The sequence below is a fragment of the Micromonospora sp. WMMD1155 genome (assembly GCF_029581275.1).
GTDB lineage: Bacteria > Actinomycetota > Actinomycetes > Mycobacteriales > Micromonosporaceae > Micromonospora.
The window spans coordinates 3,261,580-3,280,852 of record NZ_CP120742.1 but is presented as its reverse complement, the minus strand read 5'-3'; the positions used below and the strand labels follow the sequence as shown (position 1 = coordinate 3,280,852).

Below are 19,273 nucleotides of genomic sequence, written 5' to 3'. Positions count from 1 at the left end.
TAGCCAGGACGTGCCGACCGGAGAGGGTGGTGGGTCGTGCGGGACCTGGCGACGGAGTTCGAGGCCGAGCGGGGCCGGCTGCTCGCGGTGGCCCACCGGATGCTGGGCAGCCGCGCCGAGGCGGAGGACGCGGTGCAGGAGACCTGGCTGCGCTGCGCCGGGGCACTGGCGGACCCGACGGCGCGCACCGAGATCCGTGAGCTGTCCGCGTGGCTGACCACCACCTGCGCCCGCATCTGCCTGGACGTGCTCCGCTCGGCCCGGGTCCGCCGGGAGGCGTACCCGGGTCAGTGGCTTCCGGAGCCGGTGGTGAGCCCGTTGGCCGGCGGCCCGGCCTCGGACGGCTACGCGCCCGATCCGGCGGACCGGGCGGTCCGCACCGACCAGGTCGGCGCGGCGTTACTGGTGGTGCTGGAGCGGCTCGCACCTGAGCAGCGGGTCGCCCTCGTGCTGCACGACGTGTTCGCGGTGCCGTTCGCCCGGGTCGCCGACGTGCTCGGCACCACCGAGGTGGCGGCCCGACAGCTCGCCTCCCGGGCACGCCGGGCGGTCGCCGCGCCGGACGTCCCCCGGCACACCGCCGACCTGGCCGAGCAGCGTCGGGTGCTCGAAGCGTTCGTCGCCGCCACCGAGTCCGGCGAGTTGGACCAACTGCTCCGGGTGCTCGCGCCGGACGTGGTGTTCGTCGGCGATTCCGGCGGGCACTTCCCGGCGGCCCGGCGACCGGTGCTCGGCGCGGACGCCGTGGGCCGCCTCACGCTCGGTCTGTTCGGCCGGACCGGCCGGTACGCCCACCGGGTGCGGTCCCGGCCGGTGCTCGTCGACGGTGTGCTCGGCCTGCAGATGGAGACGACGCACAGCGACGGCCGGCCCATCCGCCTGGTGACCGCGTTCGCGGTGCACGCGGGGCGGATCACCGCCATCTACAACCAGCTCAATCCGGAGAAGCTCGCCGCCCTCGTGCCGTTGGGCGACGACGACACCTGGCCGCCGCGCTGGTGAGCCGACCCCGCCGTGGGCGGTGTCAGACCACGAGGGCCAACCACTTGCGGTACGCGCCGGCGAACGGCTCGGTGCCGTCGCCGAGGGCGCCGAACAGCCGCTGGGCCGCTGCTTCGGCCTCGGCCACCACGTCGTCCGGGTAACCGAACCGAGCCCGGTGCTCGGCGAACTCGTCCTCGTCGAGCAGCTCCACCAGCCCGGTGGCGCGACGCCGGACCACGTCCAGGTCGAGGTCGATGAGGTGCACCGTGTCGTCGGACTCCCAGCGGGCCGGGGTGGTGATGTCGCAGTAGACCTCGCTGGTGCGGGGCGGCGGGTTGAACATCGCCGTCCACCAGGCGCGATGCGGCACCAGCAACACGAACGGGATCTTCTCGACCGACGGCCGGCCGTGATAGACCGACTCGGTGCCCTCCGGCACGCCGAGCCAGATGCCGAGGTCGTCCTCTGTGAGCCGACGGGCCGGGTAGTCGCGGTGGGCGCTGCCGTCGTACTTGCGGTAGATCACTCGGACCATGTCGCTCGGCATGATTCGCACCCTAACCGATACCGCCCACGCGTCGTAGCGCGGCGGTAACCGGGCGACGCGTCCCCACGTCGACAGGTCCGGTCGGCATTCGCGCCACGCGGCGGATGGGCGCGGTCGGTGTCGGCGGCGACGGGTACCGTCGCACGGTGACTCCGCCCCGCACCGCCACCGGTTCCGCCACCCCGTCGGCCCGTTCCAACGGGCGGCGGCGGGGTGCCCGGCCCAGCGGCACCGAACTGCTGGCGGCGGCGGTCGGCGCGGTGCCCGGCGGTGCGGAACGCCCCGGCCAGCTGCAGATGACCACGGCCATCGAAGAGTGCGTCGCCGACGGCGAGCACCTTCTCGTGCAGGCGGGCACCGGCACCGGCAAGTCGCTCGCCTACCTCGCGCCGGCGCTCACCGTGGACGGCCCGGTGGTGGTCTCCACCGCCACCCTGGCGTTGCAGTCCCAGCTCGTCGACCACGACCTGCCCCGGCTGGCCGACGCGGTCGAGCCGGTGCTCGGGCGTCGACCCACCTTCGCGGTGCTCAAGGGCCGCCACCACTACCTCTGCCTCGCCCGGCTGGACAACTCCACCGAGGAGGAGCCGGAGGACACCCTCTTCGACGCCCCCGCGGCTCGCCCCGGCGGCGGGACGAAGTGGCTCGGTGAGGCGGGCCGGCTGGGCAAGCAGATCGAGCGGCTACGCGACTGGGCCGAGAAGACCGCCACCGGCGACCGCGACGAACTGGACCCGGGCGTCGACGACCAGGCCTGGCGGCTGGTGTCGATGCCCGCCCGGGAGTGCGTCGGCGCGAGCCGCTGCCCGTTCGGGCAGGAGTGCTTCGCCGAGGCGTCCCGGGCCCGCGCCCGGGAGGCCGACATCGTGGTGACCAACCACAGCCTGCTCGCCGTCGACATGCTCGCCGACCGGCACATCGTTCCGCCGCACAAGCTGCTCATCGTCGACGAGGCGCACGAGCTGGCCGACCGGGTCTCCTCCGCGGCCCAGGCGGAGCTGGTGCCGGAGCTGGTCGACCGGACCACCCGCCGGGCCCGCACGCTGCTGCGGCCGGAGACCGCCGAGGCGCTCACCGCGGCCGGTGACGCCCTCGCGGTGGGGCTGGCCGAGGCGCCGGCCGGGCGCATCACCGCCGGGCTGCCGACGCCGCTGCGGGAGGCGTGCACGCTGCTCGACGCGGCGACCCGATCCGCCCTGGACGCCATCGGCGACATCAAGGCCGACGATCCCGACCCGGTCCGCAAGCAGCAGGCCAAGGCCACTCTGGACGAACTCTCCAGCACCGCGCAGCGGCTGCTGGAGGAGGCCGACCACGACGTGGCCTGGGTCGAGAAGAACGACAGCGGCAGCCGTCGGGCCCTGGTGGTCGCACCGCTCTCGGTCGCCGGCACCCTCGCCACCCACCTGTACGACGAGCGCACAGTCGTCGCCACCTCGGCGACCCTGGCGCTGGGCGGCCGGTTCGACACGGTGGCCCGCGCCCTCGGGCTGGACGCTCCCCCACCGGCACCGCCGTCCCCCGCGTCGGCCGCGCTGGCCGCCCGTACCGGCCCGGGCCGTCCGGCCGCCGAGACGCCGGGCCGTCGACTGGCCGGAGACGCGCCTGCCGGTGCCGTCGTACCGGCGACCGAGGGCCCCGGGTGGCGGTCACTCGACGTCGGTTCACCGTTCGACTACGCGCGGCAGGGCATCCTGTACGTGGCCGCGCACCTGCCCCGCCCCAGCGTCTCCGGGCTGCCCGAGGCCGCCGGAGAGGAACTGCTCGGGCTGGTCGGTGCGCTCGGTGGTCGTACCCTCGGTCTCTTCTCCTCTCGGCGGGCCGCGCAGCAGGCCGCGGAGCTGCTGCGCGCGCGGACCGACCTGCCCGTGCTGTTGCAGGGTGAGGAGGCCCTGCCGTTGCTGGTCCGCCGTTTCCGCGAGGAGCGCGCCAGCTGCCTGTTCGGGGTGATGTCGCTGTGGCAGGGGGTGGATGTGCCGGGCGACTCGTGTCAGCTCGTCGTCATCGACCGGCTGCCGTTCCCGCGCCCGGACGAGCCGCTGGCGGCGGCCCGCGCCGCTGCCGTCGACGCCGGTGGCGGCTCCGGCTTCGCCGCGGTCAGCGTGCCGATCGCCGCGGTGCGGCTGGCGCAGGGTGTGGGCCGGCTGATCCGCGCGACCGGCGACAAGGGCGTGGTCGCGGTGCTCGACTCGCGGCTGGAGACGGCCCGCGGTTACGGGCCGTTCCTACGCCGCTCGTTGCCCCCGTTCTGGTATACGACGCGCCCCGAGGTGGCTCGCGGTGCCCTGGAACGCCTCGCCGGCTCGCGTTAGGGAGCCTGGGCGGCGACGACCACGGCGTCGGGTGGCGTGTCCGGAACCCTTCGGGCGGCGAGCCGACGGACCGCGGTGTTCAGCACCGCGATGAGCGGCACGGAGACCAGCGCGCCGGTGATGCCGGCGAGTACGACACCGGCGGCGATGCCGATGATCACCGCGAGCGGGTGGAGGGCGACCGCCCGTCCCATGATCAGCGGCTGGAGCACGTGCCCCTCGATCTGCTGCACACCGATCACCGCACCCAGGATGATCAACGCAGTGACCGGGCCACTGTCGACGAGTGCGACGAGCACCGCGACGCCACCGGAGAGCGCCGCACCGACGATCGGGATGAACGCGCCGAGGAAGACCAGCGCGGCCAGCGGGAAGGCGAACGGGATGTCGAAGGCGACCAGGAAGATGCCGATGCCGACCGCGTCGATGAAGGCGACCAGGACGGTCGCGCGAACGTAGGCGCCCAGGGTCTGCCAGGAGGCCCGGCCGGCGTCGTCGACCTTCCAGCGGGCGGCCACCGGCAGCAGGCGGACCAGGAAGCGCCAGATCCGGTTGCCGTCGCGCAGGAAGAAGAACGTCGCGAAGAGCACCAGGATGGTGCCGGTCAACACCTCGGCCAGCGTCGCCGCGGTGCTCAGCGCGCCGCTGGTGAACTTCGAGGTGTTGTTGTTGATCCAGCCCTGCGCCTCGTCGATGTAGCGGTCGAGTTGGGTGTCGGAAAGGTGCAGCGGGCCCGTCTTCAACCAGTTCTGGATCTGCCGGACGCCCTCCGAGGACTTCTCGCTCAGCTCCGGCACGCCCCGGATGAACTCGTTGACCACGAGCGTCAGCGTGCCGATCACGCCGACCAGGCCGCCGACCAGCACCACCGCCGTCGCCAGCGACCGGGGGAACCGGGCCCGCAGCAGCCAGCCCACCGCCGGCGCGAGCAGCGCGGAGAGCAGCAGCGCGATGGCCAACGGGATGATCACGATCTTGATGGTGCCGACGATCCGGAGCAGGGCCCAGGCCACCACACCGATCACGATCAGCCGCCAGCACCACGCGGCGGCGATCCGCAACCCGTGCGGCACGTCGGCGTCGTCCCGGCTGGAGGTCGAACTGTGCAGGTCCACCGGGGGTTCGGCGCCGTAGACCGAGGCGCTCGGCGGTGCGGTCGGGCCCGGCACGGCCGGCGACGCCACCCGGGCCCCCTCCGACACGTCACTCAGCGTGCCCTCGTCGGCCTGTGCCGACTCCTGTCGCGACTGGTAGGCGCGGCGAAGCCGCCCGCGTACCCGCTCGAAGCGGCTCAAGCGCACCTCCTGGCAGAAAAAGCTGGTCCGCCCACGACGACAGGTCGGCCAGCATACGTTCTCTGCCGACACCGTAGGGCAGTTCCGCCACACATTGCCCCGGCCACCCACCGGCGTAACCACCGGCAGCCCGCCGTCGGCCACACGGTAGCGTCTGCGGCGTGACCGCCGACAACGATCTCGACGCCGGCCTGCCGATCCGCCTGCTGCACGACCGCGTGCTGGTCCGGATGGAGGGCAGCGAGGGCGAACGCCGCTCCACCGCCGGCATCGTCATTCCGGCGACCGCCGCCGTCGGCAAGCGCCTCGCCTGGGCCACCGCGGTCGGCGTGGGCCCGAACGTCCGCGCCATCGTCTCCGGTGACCGGGTCCTCTTCGACCCGGACGACCGCTCCGAGGTCGAGCTGCACGGTCGCGGGTACGTGTTGCTGCGCGAGCGCGACGTGCACGCCGTGGCCGCCGAGCGGATCGAGAACGACTCCACCGGCCTCTACCTCTGACGCACCCCCTCCCTGCCGCGCACCGTTTGCCCGGCCGCACGACGGGAAGCCATCCGGCGACCGTGGCCCTGGGGAGGGACGATGCCGGTATTCGTGAAGAAGCTGTTGACCTGGGGCTTCGTCGCGTTCCTGATCTACTTCGTGGCCTTCCGGCCGGACGGCGCCGCGCAGATGTTCCGGGCGATCGGGGCCGCGTTGATCGCGATGTTCCAGGGCTTCGGCGACTTCCTCACCTCGCTGATGACCTGAGCCCTGCCGACGTGCGGAGCCCTGCCGATGACCTGAGCCCCGCCGATGTACGGAGCCCCGCGATGACCTGAGCCGCCGGACGGGGCCGGCGGCCGTCAGTGGTGAGCCGGGGGCCAGGGCGCGGGCGGGCGCAGGCCGGGCCAGCCGGGCGGGGCGTGACCGACAGGTGGCGGGGCGGGCGTCAGCACCACCGGAATCGGCACCACCGGCTCGTCCGGCGCGCTCACCGGGCGCTGCGTGCCGTCCGGGAAGCGCAGGTGGTAGCGGCTACCGTCCCAGAGCCCGGCCGGGGCCTGCGGGTCCCGACCGACGAACACCGACCGGTACGCGCTGATCGCGTCCAGCAGCTCCCGCTCCTCCCGCGCCGTCCGTTCCTGGTCGGCGGCTTTCCGGTCCAGGCCGCGCAGCGTGCCGTCGCGCAGCAGGGCCAGGCGGGTGGCGGCGGACTGGTAGCCGCGCATCGCCCGCACCCCGGCGTCGCCGGCCACCCGGCGCGCCCAACTGCGGGCCGCGTGCCGCCGGCCGAGGCTGCTCAACGCGGCCACCTCGGGCGGGCTCAGCCAACCGGCGCGTACGTAGTCCGGCAGGACGCGCTCGGTGAGCCGTCCCTCCCAGGCGCGCAACCAGACCGCCAGCCCCACCGTGCCGAAGAAGACGGGCACCATCAGGCCCAGGAAGCCGTACAGCATGATCACCGCCTCGCCGGTGGCCTGGGTCAGCGTGGGCAGCAGGTTCCACGTGCCGTGCAACATCATCGCCAACAGCAGGCCGGCGATCGGGGCGAGCACCCGCACCCGCCGGTCCGCCGTCCGCGCCGCGATGCCCAGGCCGAAACCGGTCATCGAGGTGAAGAGCGGATGGGCGAACCCGAACAGCAGGATCCGCAGGATGAAGATCGCGATGACCTGCTGGATGCCGGTCGCCGGGCCATACCTGTCGACACCTGACGCGTAGCCCAGCCCGCCCAGGTAGAGGATGTTCTCCACCATCGCGAAGCCGACCGCGGACAGCCCGCAGTAGACCAGGCCGTCGGTGATCCCGGACCACTCGCGGCGGCGGAACACCAGCAGCAGGATCGGGCCGAGCGCCTTCGTCGACTCCTCGATGAACGGCGCCACCAACACGCCGGTGAGCGCGGACGGCAGACCCCAGTCGGCGAAGCGGCCTGCCGCGAAGTCGTTCACGGTGAGCGAGGCGGCGGTGGAGACGAACGCACCCCAGGCGAAGCAGAAGATCAGATACTTCAGCGGCTCGGGCTCGTACCGGTCCAGCCAGAGGAAGCAGGCGACCAGCACCGGCACCGGCAGGATGGCGGCGGCCACACCGATCAGCAGGGCCTGCAGACCGAGCGACTGGCCCAGCGTGAAGACCATGAACACCGCGCAGGCGGCGATGAGCAGCACCACCCCGGCCAGCGCCAGGAACCGCCGCCAGCCCAGTCGGCGGCGCGGCATCCGGGGCGCCTCGCCGACGGACGGGGCGGTGGGTGCGGGCGGCGGCGACGGCAGCTGCGAACCGGGCGGGGTGTCGGCCATGCGGTCAGCGTAGCCATCCGCCGCCGACTGGTCCGGTCGCATCGGTTGCCGCTATGCTGCCCGCAGGTCACGAGTGCCAGCGCGAAGCCCCGGCTTGCTGGCCGGCAACCCTCGTCGAGTTCGCGGTGGGGTGCCCCGGGTGATGACCGGGCCCAGCCCGATCGGTGTGCTGGGCAAGCGCGGACCCCGTCCCGACAGTGCACCCGGGGTCCCTGACCCCGGAGGTCCCGGCGTGTCCGTCACTCTTCTCCCCGCACCATCCACCCATCTCGACGCCGCGCCCGAGCCGGCCTCGTCGGGGCCGCTCGACGTCCTCGGCGTACCGGGTGAGATCAACCTGGACTACGCCGCCAGCGCGCCGTGTGCGCGGGCCGCCGCCGACGCGGTGGCCGAGCTGCTGCCGTGGTACGCGAGCGTGCACCGTGGGGCGGGAGCGTTGTCCCGACGCTGCACCCTCGCCTACGAGCAGGCCCGGCAGACGGTGGGTGACTTCTTCGGTGCCCGCGCCGACGACCACGTGATCTTCACCCGCAACACGACCGACGCGCTCAACCTGCTGGCGAGGGCCCTTCCGGCCGGCACGACAGTGGTCACCTTCGCGGGTGAGCACCACGCCAACCTGCTGCCCTGGCCGCGCGGCTCGGTGCGGCTGCCGGTGCCCACCGACCCGGACGCGGCGGTACGCGACCTCGCCGCCGCCCTCACCGAACTGCGCCGGGGCAGCAACCCGGCGCTGCCGGTGCTGGTCGCCGTGACCGGTGCCAGCAACGTCACCGGGGAACTGTGGCCGGTCACCGAGCTGGCCCGGGTGGCGCACCGGCACGGCGCCCGGATCGTGCTGGACGCCGCGCAGCTCGCTCCGCACGCACCGGTCGACCTGCTCGCGCTCGGCGTCGACTATCTGGCCGTGTCCGGCCACAAGCTGTACGCGCCCTTCGGCGCGGGCGTGCTGATCGGCCGGGCGGACTGGCTGGACGCCGCTCCGCCCTACCTGGCCGGTGGCGGCGCCACCAGCCGGGTCGGACCGGCGACCCACGACGTGACCTGGGCTACCGGGCCGGCGCGGCACGAGGGCGGCACACCGAACCTGCTCGGCGCGGTCGCGCTGGCGGCCGTGTGCGCGGCGCTCGACGACGCCGACCGGGCCGCGCTGGCCGCTCAGGAGCAGGCGCTGCTGACCCGACTGCGGACCGGCATCGCCGCTCTGCCGCACGTCGTGGAGCTGCGCACCTTCGGCCCGGACGCGCCCCGCGTCGGGATCGTCTCGTTCGTCGTCGTCGGCTGGGACTCCAGCGACGTGGCCGCGCGGCTGGCGGCCGAGCACCACATCGGCGTACGCGACGGGCTGTTCTGTGCCCACCCGCTGGCTCGACGTCTGCTCAGCGAGGCGGCGGCGCGTACCGGTCGACCGGACCTGCCGCCCACCGCGCTGCGCGCCAGCGTCGGCCTGGGCAGCACGGCTGCGCAGGTGGACCGGCTGCTGACCGCGCTCGCCGAACTGGGCTGAGGGCTCAGCCGACGGGTGGGGCGGTGGGCGGTTTCGGCGTCTCGTCGGGCTTGGCCGGCTCGGCGACCGGCCGCTCCTGCTCCCCGAAGGCGGTGCGGATCCAGCGGTTCGCCTCCTCCTGCTCGATCCCGGAGGCCACCAGCAGGTCGCTGGCGGTGGTACGGATCTGGGCGACCACCACGCTGCCGGAGAAGCCGACCCCGGCGCCGTACGCCCGACCGGCCTCGCTGACCGCCCGCAGGGACCGCTCCCGGGCCTTCTCCGGCTCCTCCCCGGCGGCGAACTCGTGCTTGAGCAGCCGGACCGACTCGGCGAGGTGAGCGATCGAGTCCGGCATCGAGTCGGGTACCGGTTCCTCGTCCTCGACGAGGGTGACCGACCGGCGGATCAGGGTGCCGCTGTTCCGCATCGCCCGGTCGATCGGGTCGGCCGCCTCCGCGTAGTGGGTCAGTTCGTCGCGGCGGTGCCAGCGGGCCGGGGAGAGGATCGCGGTCTCCTTCGCGCCCTCGATCGCCTCGCCCAACGTGGCCAACTCCTCCTTGTTGTCGCGCAGCCGGTCCAGTGCCCGCTGGATCTCGGCGCGGTCCCGGCTGCGTAACCCGTCCGCGGTGACGTCGAGCTGGGTGGCGAGCAGGTCGAGCGCCGGCCGGGCGGCCCGGTTGATCACCCGTAGTGGGTTCAGCGGTAGCAACAACGCGGTGACCACGAGGGCCACCCCGCCACCGAGAAAAGCGTCGACGAACCGGGGGATCTCCAGGTTCTGGGTGGAGGGGCTCAGTGTCACGATCAGCACCGCCGTGGCCGCCGCCTGGATGACGATGGCCACGCTCGCCCCGGCGAAGATGGTGAGCAGGATCGCCACCGTGACCACCAGGCCGAGCTGCCAGGCCCCGGTGCCGAGCAGGTAGATCAAGAGGTCGCCGACGGCCACCCCTACCCCCACCCCGACGATCAACTCGATGGTCCGGCGGAACCGCTGGCCCACCGACGCGGCCAGGGTGCCGACCGCGGAGATCGGCGCGAAGACCGGTTGCGGGTTGCCGAGCACCTTGTGCGAGATCAGGTACGCGATTCCGGCAGCCAGCCCGGCCTGCAGGGCCAGCCCGCCCGCCATCCGCACCCGGTGCAGACGGTCGTGCAGGGTGGCCCGGCTCCGATGGCGCAGTTGCTCGGTCGCCTCGGCGATCCGGGCACCGTCGATGTCCACCAACCCGTCACGCAACGCGGTACGTCGCACCATCGGCTGTCGCTTGTCCCGGGCCACGGCCATGGGCGCGACTACCCGTGGTGGGCGCGCTGAATCCTCAGTTCCCACGCGTCACGGGCGGATACGGCAGACTCGGGCGGTGGTTGATCTACTCGAGCGATGGCGAGCAGCGGTACGAGGCGCCGGCGCGAGTCCGGACGCGTCGTCCGCCCGGGCCGGGGAGCAGTTGCTCGGTCGGTGGCGCGAGCCGCACCGGCACTATCACACGGTGGCCCACCTGACGGCGGTGCTCGACGTGGTGGACGAGTACGCCGACCTCGCCGACCGGGTCGACCTGGTGCGGTTGGCGGCCTGGTTCCACGACGCCGTCTACGACCCACGGGCCGCCGGGTACGCCAACGAACGCGACAGCGCCGCGTTGGCCGACGAGGTGCTCGCCGGGCTCGGGGTGCCGGCGTCCGCGGTCGCCGAGGTGCGTCGGCTGGTGCTGCTCACCGCCGGGCACACCGTGGCACCCGGCGACGGGGACGGCGCGCTGCTCTGCGACGCGGACCTCGCCGTGCTGGCCGCGCCGCCGGCCACCTACGAGCGGTACGCCTCGGCGATCCGCCGGGAGTACGCCCACGTGCCGGATCCGGCCTTCCGGGCCGGGCGGGCGGCGGTGTTGACGAGTCTGCTGGCCCTGCCCGCGCTGTTCCGGCTGCCGTCGCCGGCCGCCCACTGGGAGGAGCCCGCCCGGGACAATGTGCGCCGCGAGCTGGCCGCGCTCAGCGAGGAACCGGAGGGCCTGGGCTGACCAGGTGCTTCGGGCGACGCAGCCCGGCGGTGCGGAGCAACCGGACCAGTTCGCGGCTCGGCACCACCTGCGCGCCGAGCCACACCGCCGCCGCGAACCGGTCGGCCGGGATGTCGTAGTGGTCCCTGTCGAAACCGCGCCGGGGCGCGCCGAGCGTCTCGGCGAAGGCGTGCAGCTCGGCGTACGAGACGTCACTGATCAGGTGCGACCACAGCCGACCGCGCCACGGCCAGGCAGGCCGGTCCAGGTAGAGCATGGTGCCCAAGCTATCCCGCGCAGTCGATCATGTTGATGATCGCCGGCCGGCGACCTAGCCTCGGCTGCATGGCCCCCACCGATCTCCTCGACGACCTGCGCGACGCGCTCGGCGACCACGCCGTGCTCACCGACCCGGACCTGCTGCGGATGCACCAGCGGGACGAGGCCGACCTGTGCGCCGCCGGCACCCCGCTCGTGGTGACCCGCCCGCGCAGCACCGAACAGGTGGTCGCCGTGGTGCGGGCGGCGGCGCGACACGGCGTACCGGTGGTGCCGCAGGGCGCGCGGACCGGGTTGGCCGGCGCGGCGAACGCGGTGGACGGGGCGGTGGTGATCAGCACCGTCGCGATGGACGAGATCCGAGAGATCGACCCGGTGAGCCGGATCGCCGTGGTCCAACCCGGTGTGGTCAACGCGGCGCTGGCCGGGGCGGTCGCCAAGCAGGGGCTCTGGTACCCGCCGGACCCCGGGTCCTGGGAGTCGTCGACGATCGGCGGCAACGTGGCCACCAACGCCGGTGGCATGTGCTGTGTGAAGTACGGCGTGACCACCGAGTACGTCCTCGGCCTGGAGGTGGTGCTCGCCTCCGGTGAGGTGCTGCGCACCGGCCGGCGTACGGCCAAGGGGGTTGCCGGCTACGACCTGACCCGCCTCTTCGTCGGCTCGGAGGGCACCCTCGGCGTGATCACCGAGGTGACCGTGGCGCTGCGGCCCGCACCGGCCGACTCGCTGACCCTGGTGGCGGTCTTCCCGTCCACCGCCGCGGCGGGGACCGCGGTGGCCGAGATCGCGGCTCGTGGGCTCACCCCCAGCCTGTTGGAGCTGCTCGACCAGACCCACCTGCGGGCGATCGAGGCGTACCAGCCGATGGGGCTGCGCACCGACGCTCAGGCGCTGCTGCTGGCCGCTGCGGACACCGGCACCCGGGCCGCCGACGACCTGGCCGGTCTGGCCGCTGTGTGCGAGGCGGCCGGCGCCGACGAGGTCTACGCGGCCACCGACGCGGTGGAGGCGGCGGCGCTTCTCCAGGCCCGGCGGCTGGCGCACCCGGCGATGGAGAAGTTCGCCGCCGACGCGTACCCGGGCGGCAACGGCGGTCTGGTGATCGACGACGTGGCGGTGCCGCGTGGCTCGCTCGCGGCGCTGCTGGACGGAGTGGCCCGGATCGCTGCGGAGTGCGAGGTGCCGATCGGTGTGGTGGGTCACGCCGGGGACGGCAACATGCACCCGAACATCGTGGTCGACCGGGCCGACCCGGCGAGCGTGGAGCGCGGTCGGCGGGCGTTCGACGAGATCATGCGGCTCGGCCTCGACCTGGGTGGCACGTGCACCGGCGAGCACGGCGTGGGGCTGCTCAAGAGGGACTGGCTGGCCCGGGAGATCGGGCCGGTCGGCGTCCGCGTGCACCAGGCGATCAAGTCGGCGCTCGACCCGGCCGGTCTGCTCAACCCGGGCAAGGTGCTCTGACCTTCCGCGGTCAGCCCTTGACCTCGGCCGGCTGCGGTCAGCCCTCGACCTCGGCCGGCTGCGGTCAGCCCTCGACCTCGGCCGGCTGCGGTCAGCCCTTGACCTCGGCCGGGGTCGCCTGGGTGAGCAGCAGCAGGATCTCACCGGCGACCGGCGTGCGTTCCTCACCCGGGCAGTCCTGCGAGGTGATCAGCCCGGTCGAGGTGATGAGACTGGACGTCAGCGCGTCGATGCAGGTGGTCCGGTAGCGCCGGGCCTGGTCGGTCTCGTCGGCCAGCGACGGGTTGGCGAGCAGCACCTGGAGCCGTTCGGTCAACTCCGGAGCCAGGGTGCCCCGGGAGGTCACGCCGTCGCCGGCGCAGTCGAGGCACTGCCAGGCACCGTTGCGCTCGACGCTGAGGGTGCGCAGTGGGCCGTCCTCGCCGAGCCGTTGCACCAGGCTGACCTGACCGGCGGCGACGGTGGTGGGGATCTCCAACTGCGACCCGCCTCCCGCCGCGGCTCCGGTGGGTTGCGCGACGGTTTCACCCGGCTCGTCGCCGTCGAACAGCGAGCACCCGGTCAGGGCACCGGCGAGCGCGACGGCGAGGAGGGGTGTGAGCAGACGAGGGCGCGCGCGGGGTAGCACGCGCGGAAACCTACCCCACCGTAGGTAGCGTTCGAAACCACCATCCGGGTCGGTATCGATGGTTACCCATTGGTAACGTCGCAATTCGTCATCGAGCGGACGTGCGTAGCTCCGCCTGATCGTCGTCGCCACCACGATCGGCCGCGTAACCCCGGACGTCCGGGGCACCGAGCCGAGCCGCGTCCGCCGCCGCGTCGTCCGGCATCAACTGGGACTGCCGCTCCGCCTCCACCCGAGCGCGGTAGTGCTCCACCTCGCGGGCCCGGGTCGCCGCGTCCCAACCGAGCACCGCGCCCATCAGTTCGGCGGCGTGATCCGCCGACTCCAACCCCCGATGACTGGTCTCGAACGAGATCCGCGTCCGGCGGGTCAGCACGTCCTCCAGGTGCAGCGCACCTTCGGCCCGCGCCGCGTACGCGACCTCGGCCGCCAGATACTCCGGAGCACCGGCCAGCGGAGACGCGAGCAGCGGATCGGCGTCGACGAGCGCCAGCAGGTCCAGGGTCAGGCTGCCGTACCGCTCCAGCAGGTGCTCCACCACGCCCACCGGGACGCCGTGCCGGCGAGCCAGGTCGGCACGGTCCCGCCACATCGCCGGGTACCCGTCGGCGCCGAGCAGCGGCAGGTCGGCGGTACGCGACGGGCGGGTCCCACCGAGCCGACGGGCCGCACGGTCGACCACGTCGGAGGCCATCACCCGGTACGTCGTGTACTTGCCCCCGGCCACCAGCAGCAACCCGAGCATGGGCTCGAAGACCGCGTGCTCGCGGGACAGCTTCGAGGTCGAGTCGGCCTCCCCGGCCAGCAGTGGCCGCAGCCCCGCGTAGACGCCCTCGATGTCGGCGGTCGTCAACGGCCGGTCCAGCACCGTGTTGACCTGTTCGAGGAGGTAGTCGATGTCGCTCGCGGAGGCGGCCGGGTGGGACCGGTCCAGCCGCCAGTCGGTGTCCGTGGTGCCGATGATCCAGTGCCCGCCCCACGGGATGACGAACAACACCGACTTCGCCGTACGCAGGATGAGTCCCGTCTCGCCGGTGATCGCCGAGCGGGGCACCACCAGGTGCACCCCCTTGGAGGCGCGCACCCGGATGCCGGGCCGCAGCCCCACGTCGTTGAGCATCCGGGACATGTCGTCGCTCCACACCCCCGTCGCGGCGATGACGGTGCGGGCGTGCACCTCGAACTCCGCGTCCGGTGAGCCGGCCGGCGCCTCCAGGTCGCGTACGCGGACACCTGTCACCTCACGCGCCTGCCGGATCAGCCCGACGGCACGGGCGCTGCTCACCACTGTCGCGCCGAGGCTGGCTGCGGTGCGGGCCAGGGTGACCACCAGGCGGGCGTCGTCGACCTGCCCGTCGTAGTAGCGGATCGCACCGGCCAGCGCGTCGGCCCGCAGACTCGGGAAGATCCGCCGGGCGCTCTCCCGGGTCAGGTGCCGATGCAGTGGCATCCCCCGACCGCCGCCGAAGAGCCCGGCGAACGCGTCGTACGCGGCCACACCCGCGCCGTAGTACGAGCGGCGGAGAATCCGAGCCGGCAGGTCGCGCAGGCCCCGCCCGGCCGGCAGCGGCACCAGGAACGGCACCGGGCGCACCAGGTGCGGCGCGAGCCGGGTGGCGAGCAGCCCGCGCTCGGTGAGCGCCTCGTGCACCAGGTGGAACTCCAACTGCTCCAGGTAGCGCAGGCCACCGTGGATGAGTTTGCTGGACCGGCTGGAGGTGCCGGCGGCGAGGTCGCGCGCCTCGACGAGGGCCACCTTGAGGCCCCGGGACGCCGCGTCCAGGGCGGCTCCGGCACCGGTCACCCCGCCCCCGATGACCAGCACGTCGAAGCGCTCGGCGCGCAGTCGGCGCAGGTCGGACGCACGGCGGACCGGCGAGAGCTGGCCGGCGACGGAGCGGGAGATGTTGGGGTCACGCACCCGTCCACGGTAACCCCGTGCTCGCCAGTCGACATTCGTCGCCCGACCCGAAGCGCGCGCCCACGTCGCTACCTTCGCCCCTCTCCGCGCGGCGTGGCCGCCCCTCCCGCCTTGATCAAGTGATGAGAAATAGGCGCCTGCGACGATCAGGACCTACTTTTCATCACTTGATCACTGCGGACCCGCGTCGTGATGTCCGCGTCCGAACCGTTCGACATCGGTCGTAAGGTTCTCGGATGCACGGTGAGCCTTCGCACCCCGGACTCGACCACCGCAGCTCCCCCTGGCCGGCGGTGGCGGCCGTGTTCGTCGGCTGCTGGATCGTCGCCGTCACCGTGGCCGTCCAGTCCGGCGGCTGGGTCACCGACCAGGTGATGCTCGGCTTCGGCCGGGATCGGGTCGGCTGGCTCTGGCCGGTGCTCGGCCTGGCGGCTGTCGTGCTGGTGGGCACGCCCTCCCTGCTGCTGGCCGTCGTGCCCCGGTCGACAACGGTCCGGGCCACCGGGCGGGTCTGGTTCGTCGGGGCCGTCGCACTGGGGGTGCTCACCGCGCTGCGGGTCGTGCCGCCGGTGCACCACGAGGCGTACCTCGCCGCGCTGGCCGCCGTAGCCACGCTCACCGCGCTTGTCGTGCGCCGATCGACCCGCCGGCAGGCGTACCCCGGACCAGCCGCGGCGGTCAGCGGCGCGGCACCCACCGAAAACCGCGGCGCCGCATGGACCGAGGCAGGCGACGCCGCACGGACCGGGGCAGAGCCGGCCGGGCGTGCCCGCCGACCCGGGCCGGTGCCGCTGCTCGCGGTCGCGGCCGGGTCGGCGATGCTGCTGCCGTGGGCCTGGCTGGGCGCGCTCGGCGGGCTGTTGGAGACCGCGCTCGCGCTGCTGGCGTCCGCCGCGCTCGGTGTGCTGGCCGCGACCCTGTTGGACGCCACGTTCTGGTCCCGGTTCGCGGTCGGTTGGCCACCGCGGCCGGCCCGGCTGGTGCTGGTCGGGGGCCTGGTCGCCGGGGTGGCGCTGCTGCTGCTCGCGGCCGGAGCCGGCCAGTCCGGCGCGCAGTTGCCCGCGCTGTGGACCCTGCCGCCCACGGGTTTCGCCCTGGCCGCACTGTGGGCCGCGGCCTGGCGGTCGTCCGACGAGTCGGCGGACGCCGCGCGTGCCGGTCGGACGGCGACCGGTTGGCTCGTCGGGTCGGCCGCACTCGGCCCGCTCGCCTTCACCGACCCGGAAGAGATCAGCCTGCTGCTGATCGGCACCCGGGACGTCCCGTTCTGGGTGGCGGCCGCCACCGGCGTCGGGCTCGCCGTCGCCGTCCTGGTGGCCATCGGGTACGCGGTGCTGCTCGCCCGGCCGTCGGCGCGTACCCCGAGTCGTCGGTTCGCCGCCGTGACCGCCGTGGTGCTGGTGGTGGCGTTCGGCGTGGTCGACCTCGGCCCCGGCCAACCGGGCCTGTACGGCGAGCGACTGCTGGTGGTGCTACGCGCGCAGGCGGACCTGACCGGTCTGCCGACCGGCACGGCGGGTCGGGCGGGGCGGGACGCCCGGGCGACGGAGGTCTACCGGCGGCTGGTGACGACCGCCGAGCAGAGCCAGGCCGACCTGGTCCGGGAGCTGAGCCGACTTCGACTCGACCCGGTGTCGTACTACCTCGTGAACGCGGTCGAGGTGGACGGCGGCCCGGCGGTGCGCGCGTGGCTCGCCCGCCGACCGGAGGTGGACCGGGTGCTGATCAGCCAACGCCTCCGCCCACTGCCGGCCCCGGCCGGGCAGAACCGGGGCACCGCGCCCAAGCCCACCGGTCCGGAGTGGAACATCAGCCAGATCGGTGCCGACAAGGTCTGGTCCCAGCTCGGCGTGACCGGATCGGGCATCGTGGTCGGCAGCTCGGACTCGGGGGTGGACGGCACCCATCCGGCACTGCGGGCGCAGTTCCGCGGTGGCGACGACTCCTGGTACGACCCGTGGGACGGCACGCGCAGCCCCACCGACCAGGGCGGGCACGGCACCCACACGGTCGGCAGCGCGGTCGGGCGGGACGGCATCGGGGTGGCACCGGACGCGCAGTGGGTGGGCTGCGTCAACCTGGACCGCAACCTCGGCAGCCCCGGGCACTACCTGCAGTGTCTCCAGTTCATGCTGGCGCCCTTCCCGACCGGCGGTGACCCGTTCACCGACGGCCGCCCGGAGCGCGCCCCGCAGGTGTTGACCAACTCGTGGGGCTGCCCGTCCATCGAGGGGTGCGACCGGGGTGTGCTGCGCCCGGCCACCGCCGCGTTGGACGCCGCCGGGATCTTCGTGGCGGCCGCGGCCGGCAACACCGGCCCGTGGTGCGCGTCGATCGACGACCCGCCGGCTCCGTTCCCGGACGTGTTGACGGTGGGCGCGGTGGACTCGCAGCGACGGGTCGCCGAGTTCTCCTCGCGCGGACCGGTTCCCGGCGTGGGCAAGCCGGACGTGCTGGCGCCGGGTGTGGGCGTGGTGTCGGCCATGCCGGGCGGCACGTACGCCGCACTCGACGGCACCTCGATGGCGACCCCGCAGGTGGCGGGGGTGGTCGCGCTGATGTGGTCGGCGAACCCGGCGCTGGTCGGCGACGTGACCCGGACCCGGCAGATCCTGCGGGACACCGCGACGGCGGCCACGCCGACCTACCGCTCCCGCAACCCGTCCGACGACTGCGGCACCCCGTCGAACGTCACCGGGGCCGGTCAGGTCGACGCGTACGCCGCCGTTCGGGCGGCCGCGGGGGTGCGACCCGGTACCCGGTGATCTAGGGTCGGCGACCATGGACGCCGAGATCACCGTCACCGAGCTGAGCACCGACCTGGTCCCCGCCGTGGTACGGCTCTGCGAGCAGGCGCTCGACCTGCCCGAGGACGCCGCCGAGGCGGCCCCCGTCGTGGACGTGCTCTGGCCCCGGGCCGCCGCCGACCGGCGGGTGGTCGGGCTGGGCGCGTACCGGGGTGCGGACCTGGTCGGGGTGTTGATCTGCTCGGAGTCGGCGACCGAGCCGGGCATCGGGCACGTGGACCTGGTCGCGGTCCTGCCGGACCAGCGCCGTCGGGGCGTCGGCCGTTCACTGCTGCGGCGGGCCGAGCAGGTGCTCGCCGAGCGCGGCGTGACCGAGGTGCTGCTGGCCGGGAACCCGCCGTACTACGCGTGGCCGGGCATCGACGTCCGCTACACGCCGGCGGTGTGTGCCGCCCTCGCGCTCGGCTACCACCAGGACCGGACCGCCTGGAACATGACCGCGGACCTGTCGTACGACGGGTCGCCGGCCCTGCGGTCCACGGAGGCGGCGGAGCGTCGGCTGGCCGACCAGGGCGTGACCGTACGTCGGGCGGAGCCGAGGGACCTGCCGGCGCTCACCGCATTCGCCCGGTCCACCTTCGGCGGCGCGTGGGACGGCGAGTTGACAGGGTCGGTGGGTCGGGACGGCGCCGGTTGCCACCTCGCGGAGCGGGACGGCGAGGTGCTGGGCTTCGCCGCGTACGGGTCGTCCCGGCCGAGTTGGTTCGGGCCGATGGGCACCGCGCCGGCGGCGGAGGGCTCGGGCATCGGTGGGGTGTTGCTGCGCCGCTGCCTGCGGGATCAGCAGGCGGCCGGGCTGGACCGGGCGCAGATCGGCTGGGTGGGGCCGGTGCCGTTCTACTCGGGCAGCGCGGGCGCCTGGATCGAGCGGGTCTTCTTCCTGTACCGACGGACCTTGACCGACTAAAAGGGTCAAACAGGACATAGATCCATTCGCCCGCATCGGCCATCGACGCCCCCTACCGTTTCGGTAGAGGAGGCAGCCATGACCACGGATGACGACCAGACCGAGGACGGCACGCCGATCACCTGGAAACCGGTCGGCGAGCTACCCGGCCGACTGCCATTCGACCGGCTCGACTACGGCGACGCCGAACAACTCGCCGAGATGACCACCGACGGGGAGTCGCCGCTGGTGGACGAGCCGCGCGAGATGGTGGACGCCCCGATCCAACTGCTTCCGCCGTACGACCGGGCGCAGAAACGGCGCAACCAGCGCCCACTGCCGACCTGACGACGAACGGGGCGGACCGCGTCAGC

The 19,273-nt window shown here is 73.7% G+C and carries 17 protein-coding genes and 1 riboswitch; of the genes, 10 read left to right on the top strand and 7 right to left on the bottom strand.

Going from position 1 to position 19,273, the window contains the following annotated elements; translation table 11 throughout:
• The first annotated feature begins 36 nt into the window (after positions 1-36).
• Positions 37-1,002 carry an RNA polymerase sigma factor SigJ gene (sigJ, locus tag O7617_RS14940; RefSeq protein ID WP_282264244.1) on the top strand — a complete coding sequence of 322 codons (966 nt, stop codon included), beginning with the start codon at positions 37-39 and terminating at the stop codon, positions 1,000-1,002.
• Between the two features lie 22 nt (positions 1,003-1,024).
• Here sigJ and O7617_RS14935 read toward each other — a convergent pair whose 3' ends face one another.
• On the bottom strand, positions 1,025-1,531 hold the full coding sequence (locus O7617_RS14935) for a DUF402 domain-containing protein (protein ID WP_282264243.1): 507 nt from the start codon (positions 1,529-1,531) through the stop codon (positions 1,025-1,027).
• Positions 1,532-1,635: 104 nt separating this feature from the next.
• On the opposite strand from O7617_RS14935, the gene O7617_RS14930 reads away from it, so the two are divergent.
• On the top strand, positions 1,636-3,843 hold the full coding sequence (locus O7617_RS14930) for an ATP-dependent DNA helicase (protein ID WP_282264242.1): 2,208 nt from the start codon (positions 1,636-1,638) through the stop codon (positions 3,841-3,843).
• Here O7617_RS14930 and O7617_RS14925 read toward each other — a convergent pair.
• Entirely contained in the window at positions 3,840-5,138 is a 1,299-nt protein-coding gene (locus O7617_RS14925) for an AI-2E family transporter (RefSeq protein ID WP_282264241.1), read from the bottom strand. The genes O7617_RS14930 and O7617_RS14925 overlap by 4 nt on opposite strands.
• A gap of 161 nt (positions 5,139-5,299) precedes the next feature.
• Between O7617_RS14925 and O7617_RS14920 the strand changes: the two genes are divergently transcribed.
• Both O7617_RS14920 and O7617_RS14915 read left to right on the top strand, forming a co-directional pair.
• Entirely contained in the window at positions 5,300-5,638 is a 339-nt protein-coding gene (locus O7617_RS14920; RefSeq protein WP_030327790.1) for a co-chaperone GroES, read from the top strand.
• Between the two features lie 81 nt (positions 5,639-5,719).
• Complete coding sequence (locus tag O7617_RS14915; protein WP_167393609.1) at positions 5,720-5,887, top strand: hypothetical protein; 168 nt, start codon at positions 5,720-5,722, stop codon at positions 5,885-5,887.
• Positions 5,888-5,982: 95 nt separating this feature from the next.
• Here the strand turns inward: O7617_RS14915 and O7617_RS14910 are convergent, their stop codons facing one another.
• Positions 5,983-7,464 (bottom strand): PrsW family intramembrane metalloprotease, encoded by a 1,482-nt coding sequence (locus tag O7617_RS14910; protein WP_282264240.1) that lies wholly within the window; start codon positions 7,462-7,464, stop codon positions 5,983-5,985.
• 23 nt (positions 7,465-7,487) lie between these two features.
• Positions 7,488-7,608: riboswitch (SAM riboswitch) on the top strand.
• Between the two features lie 145 nt (positions 7,609-7,753).
• Here O7617_RS14910 and O7617_RS14905 point away from each other — a divergent pair.
• On the top strand, positions 7,754-8,929 hold the full coding sequence (locus O7617_RS14905) for an aminotransferase class V-fold PLP-dependent enzyme (protein WP_282264744.1): 1,176 nt from the start codon (positions 7,754-7,756) through the stop codon (positions 8,927-8,929).
• 4 nt (positions 8,930-8,933) lie between these two features.
• Here O7617_RS14905 and O7617_RS14900 read toward each other — a convergent pair whose 3' ends face one another.
• Entirely contained in the window at positions 8,934-10,169 is a 1,236-nt protein-coding gene (locus O7617_RS14900; RefSeq protein WP_282264239.1) for an FUSC family protein, read from the bottom strand.
• 106 nt (positions 10,170-10,275) lie between these two features.
• Here O7617_RS14900 and O7617_RS14895 point away from each other — a divergent pair, with 106 nt between their 5' ends.
• Positions 10,276-10,932: a metal-dependent phosphohydrolase gene (locus O7617_RS14895; protein ID WP_282264238.1), complete on the top strand. Its 657-nt coding sequence runs from the start codon at positions 10,276-10,278 to the stop codon at positions 10,930-10,932.
• Here O7617_RS14895 and O7617_RS14890 read toward each other — a convergent pair.
• The gene (locus O7617_RS14890; RefSeq protein ID WP_282264236.1) at positions 10,904-11,188 is read right to left on the bottom strand and encodes a DUF4031 domain-containing protein; all 285 of its coding nucleotides are present in this window, start codon (positions 11,186-11,188) and stop codon (positions 10,904-10,906) included. The two genes, O7617_RS14895 and O7617_RS14890, sit on opposite strands and share 29 nt — an antisense overlap.
• 68 nt (positions 11,189-11,256) lie before the next feature.
• On the opposite strand from O7617_RS14890, the gene O7617_RS14885 reads away from it, so the two are divergent.
• Positions 11,257-12,657 carry an FAD-linked oxidase C-terminal domain-containing protein gene (locus tag O7617_RS14885; RefSeq protein ID WP_282264234.1) on the top strand — a complete coding sequence of 467 codons (1,401 nt, stop codon included), beginning with the start codon at positions 11,257-11,259 and terminating at the stop codon, positions 12,655-12,657.
• A gap of 91 nt (positions 12,658-12,748) precedes the next feature.
• Here the strand turns inward: O7617_RS14885 and O7617_RS14880 are convergent, their stop codons facing one another.
• Together O7617_RS14880 and O7617_RS14875 are read right to left on the bottom strand one after the other, a co-directional pair.
• A complete protein-coding gene (locus O7617_RS14880) occupies positions 12,749-13,285 on the bottom strand; it encodes a hypothetical protein (RefSeq protein ID WP_282264232.1) in 537 nt (178 codons plus the stop codon).
• Between the two features lie 88 nt (positions 13,286-13,373).
• The gene (locus O7617_RS14875) at positions 13,374-15,191 is read right to left on the bottom strand and encodes a glycerol-3-phosphate dehydrogenase/oxidase (protein ID WP_282264743.1); all 1,818 of its coding nucleotides are present in this window, start codon (positions 15,189-15,191) and stop codon (positions 13,374-13,376) included.
• A gap of 251 nt (positions 15,192-15,442) precedes the next feature.
• Here O7617_RS14875 and O7617_RS14870 point away from each other — a divergent pair, with 251 nt between their 5' ends.
• The 3 genes from O7617_RS14870 (at position 15,443) to O7617_RS14860 (ending at position 19,247) form a co-directional block, all read left to right on the top strand.
• Complete coding sequence (locus O7617_RS14870) at positions 15,443-17,971, top strand: S8 family serine peptidase (protein ID WP_282264231.1); 2,529 nt, start codon at positions 15,443-15,445, stop codon at positions 17,969-17,971.
• 16 nt (positions 17,972-17,987) lie between these two features.
• Complete coding sequence (locus O7617_RS14865) at positions 17,988-18,920, top strand: GNAT family N-acetyltransferase (protein ID WP_282264230.1); 933 nt, start codon at positions 17,988-17,990, stop codon at positions 18,918-18,920.
• A gap of 78 nt (positions 18,921-18,998) precedes the next feature.
• On the top strand, positions 18,999-19,247 hold the full coding sequence (locus O7617_RS14860) for a hypothetical protein (RefSeq protein ID WP_282264229.1): 249 nt from the start codon (positions 18,999-19,001) through the stop codon (positions 19,245-19,247).
• Positions 19,248-19,273 lie beyond the last annotated feature (26 nt).

Coding starts and splice junctions, on each gene's coding strand:
- O7617_RS14930 (WP_282264242.1), top strand. CDS start 1,636: ATGGGCGCGGTCGGTGTCGGCGGCGACGGGTACCGTCGCACGGTGACT.
- O7617_RS14915 (WP_167393609.1), top strand. CDS start 5,720: ATGCCGGTATTCGTGAAGAAGCTGTTGACCTGGGGCTTCGTCGCGTTC.
- O7617_RS14935 (WP_282264243.1), bottom strand. CDS start 1,531: ATGCCGAGCGACATGGTCCGAGTGATCTACCGCAAGTACGACGGCAGC.
- O7617_RS14860 (WP_282264229.1), top strand. CDS start 18,999: ATGACCACGGATGACGACCAGACCGAGGACGGCACGCCGATCACCTGG.
- O7617_RS14870 (WP_282264231.1), top strand. CDS start 15,443: ATGCACGGTGAGCCTTCGCACCCCGGACTCGACCACCGCAGCTCCCCC.
- O7617_RS14865 (WP_282264230.1), top strand. CDS start 17,988: ATGGACGCCGAGATCACCGTCACCGAGCTGAGCACCGACCTGGTCCCC.
- O7617_RS14900 (WP_282264239.1), bottom strand. CDS start 10,169: ATGGTGCGACGTACCGCGTTGCGTGACGGGTTGGTGGACATCGACGGT.
- O7617_RS14885 (WP_282264234.1), top strand. CDS start 11,257: ATGGCCCCCACCGATCTCCTCGACGACCTGCGCGACGCGCTCGGCGAC.
- O7617_RS14910 (WP_282264240.1), bottom strand. CDS start 7,464: ATGCGACCGGACCAGTCGGCGGCGGATGGCTACGCTGACCGCATGGCC.
- O7617_RS14890 (WP_282264236.1), bottom strand. CDS start 11,188: ATGCTCTACCTGGACCGGCCTGCCTGGCCGTGGCGCGGTCGGCTGTGG.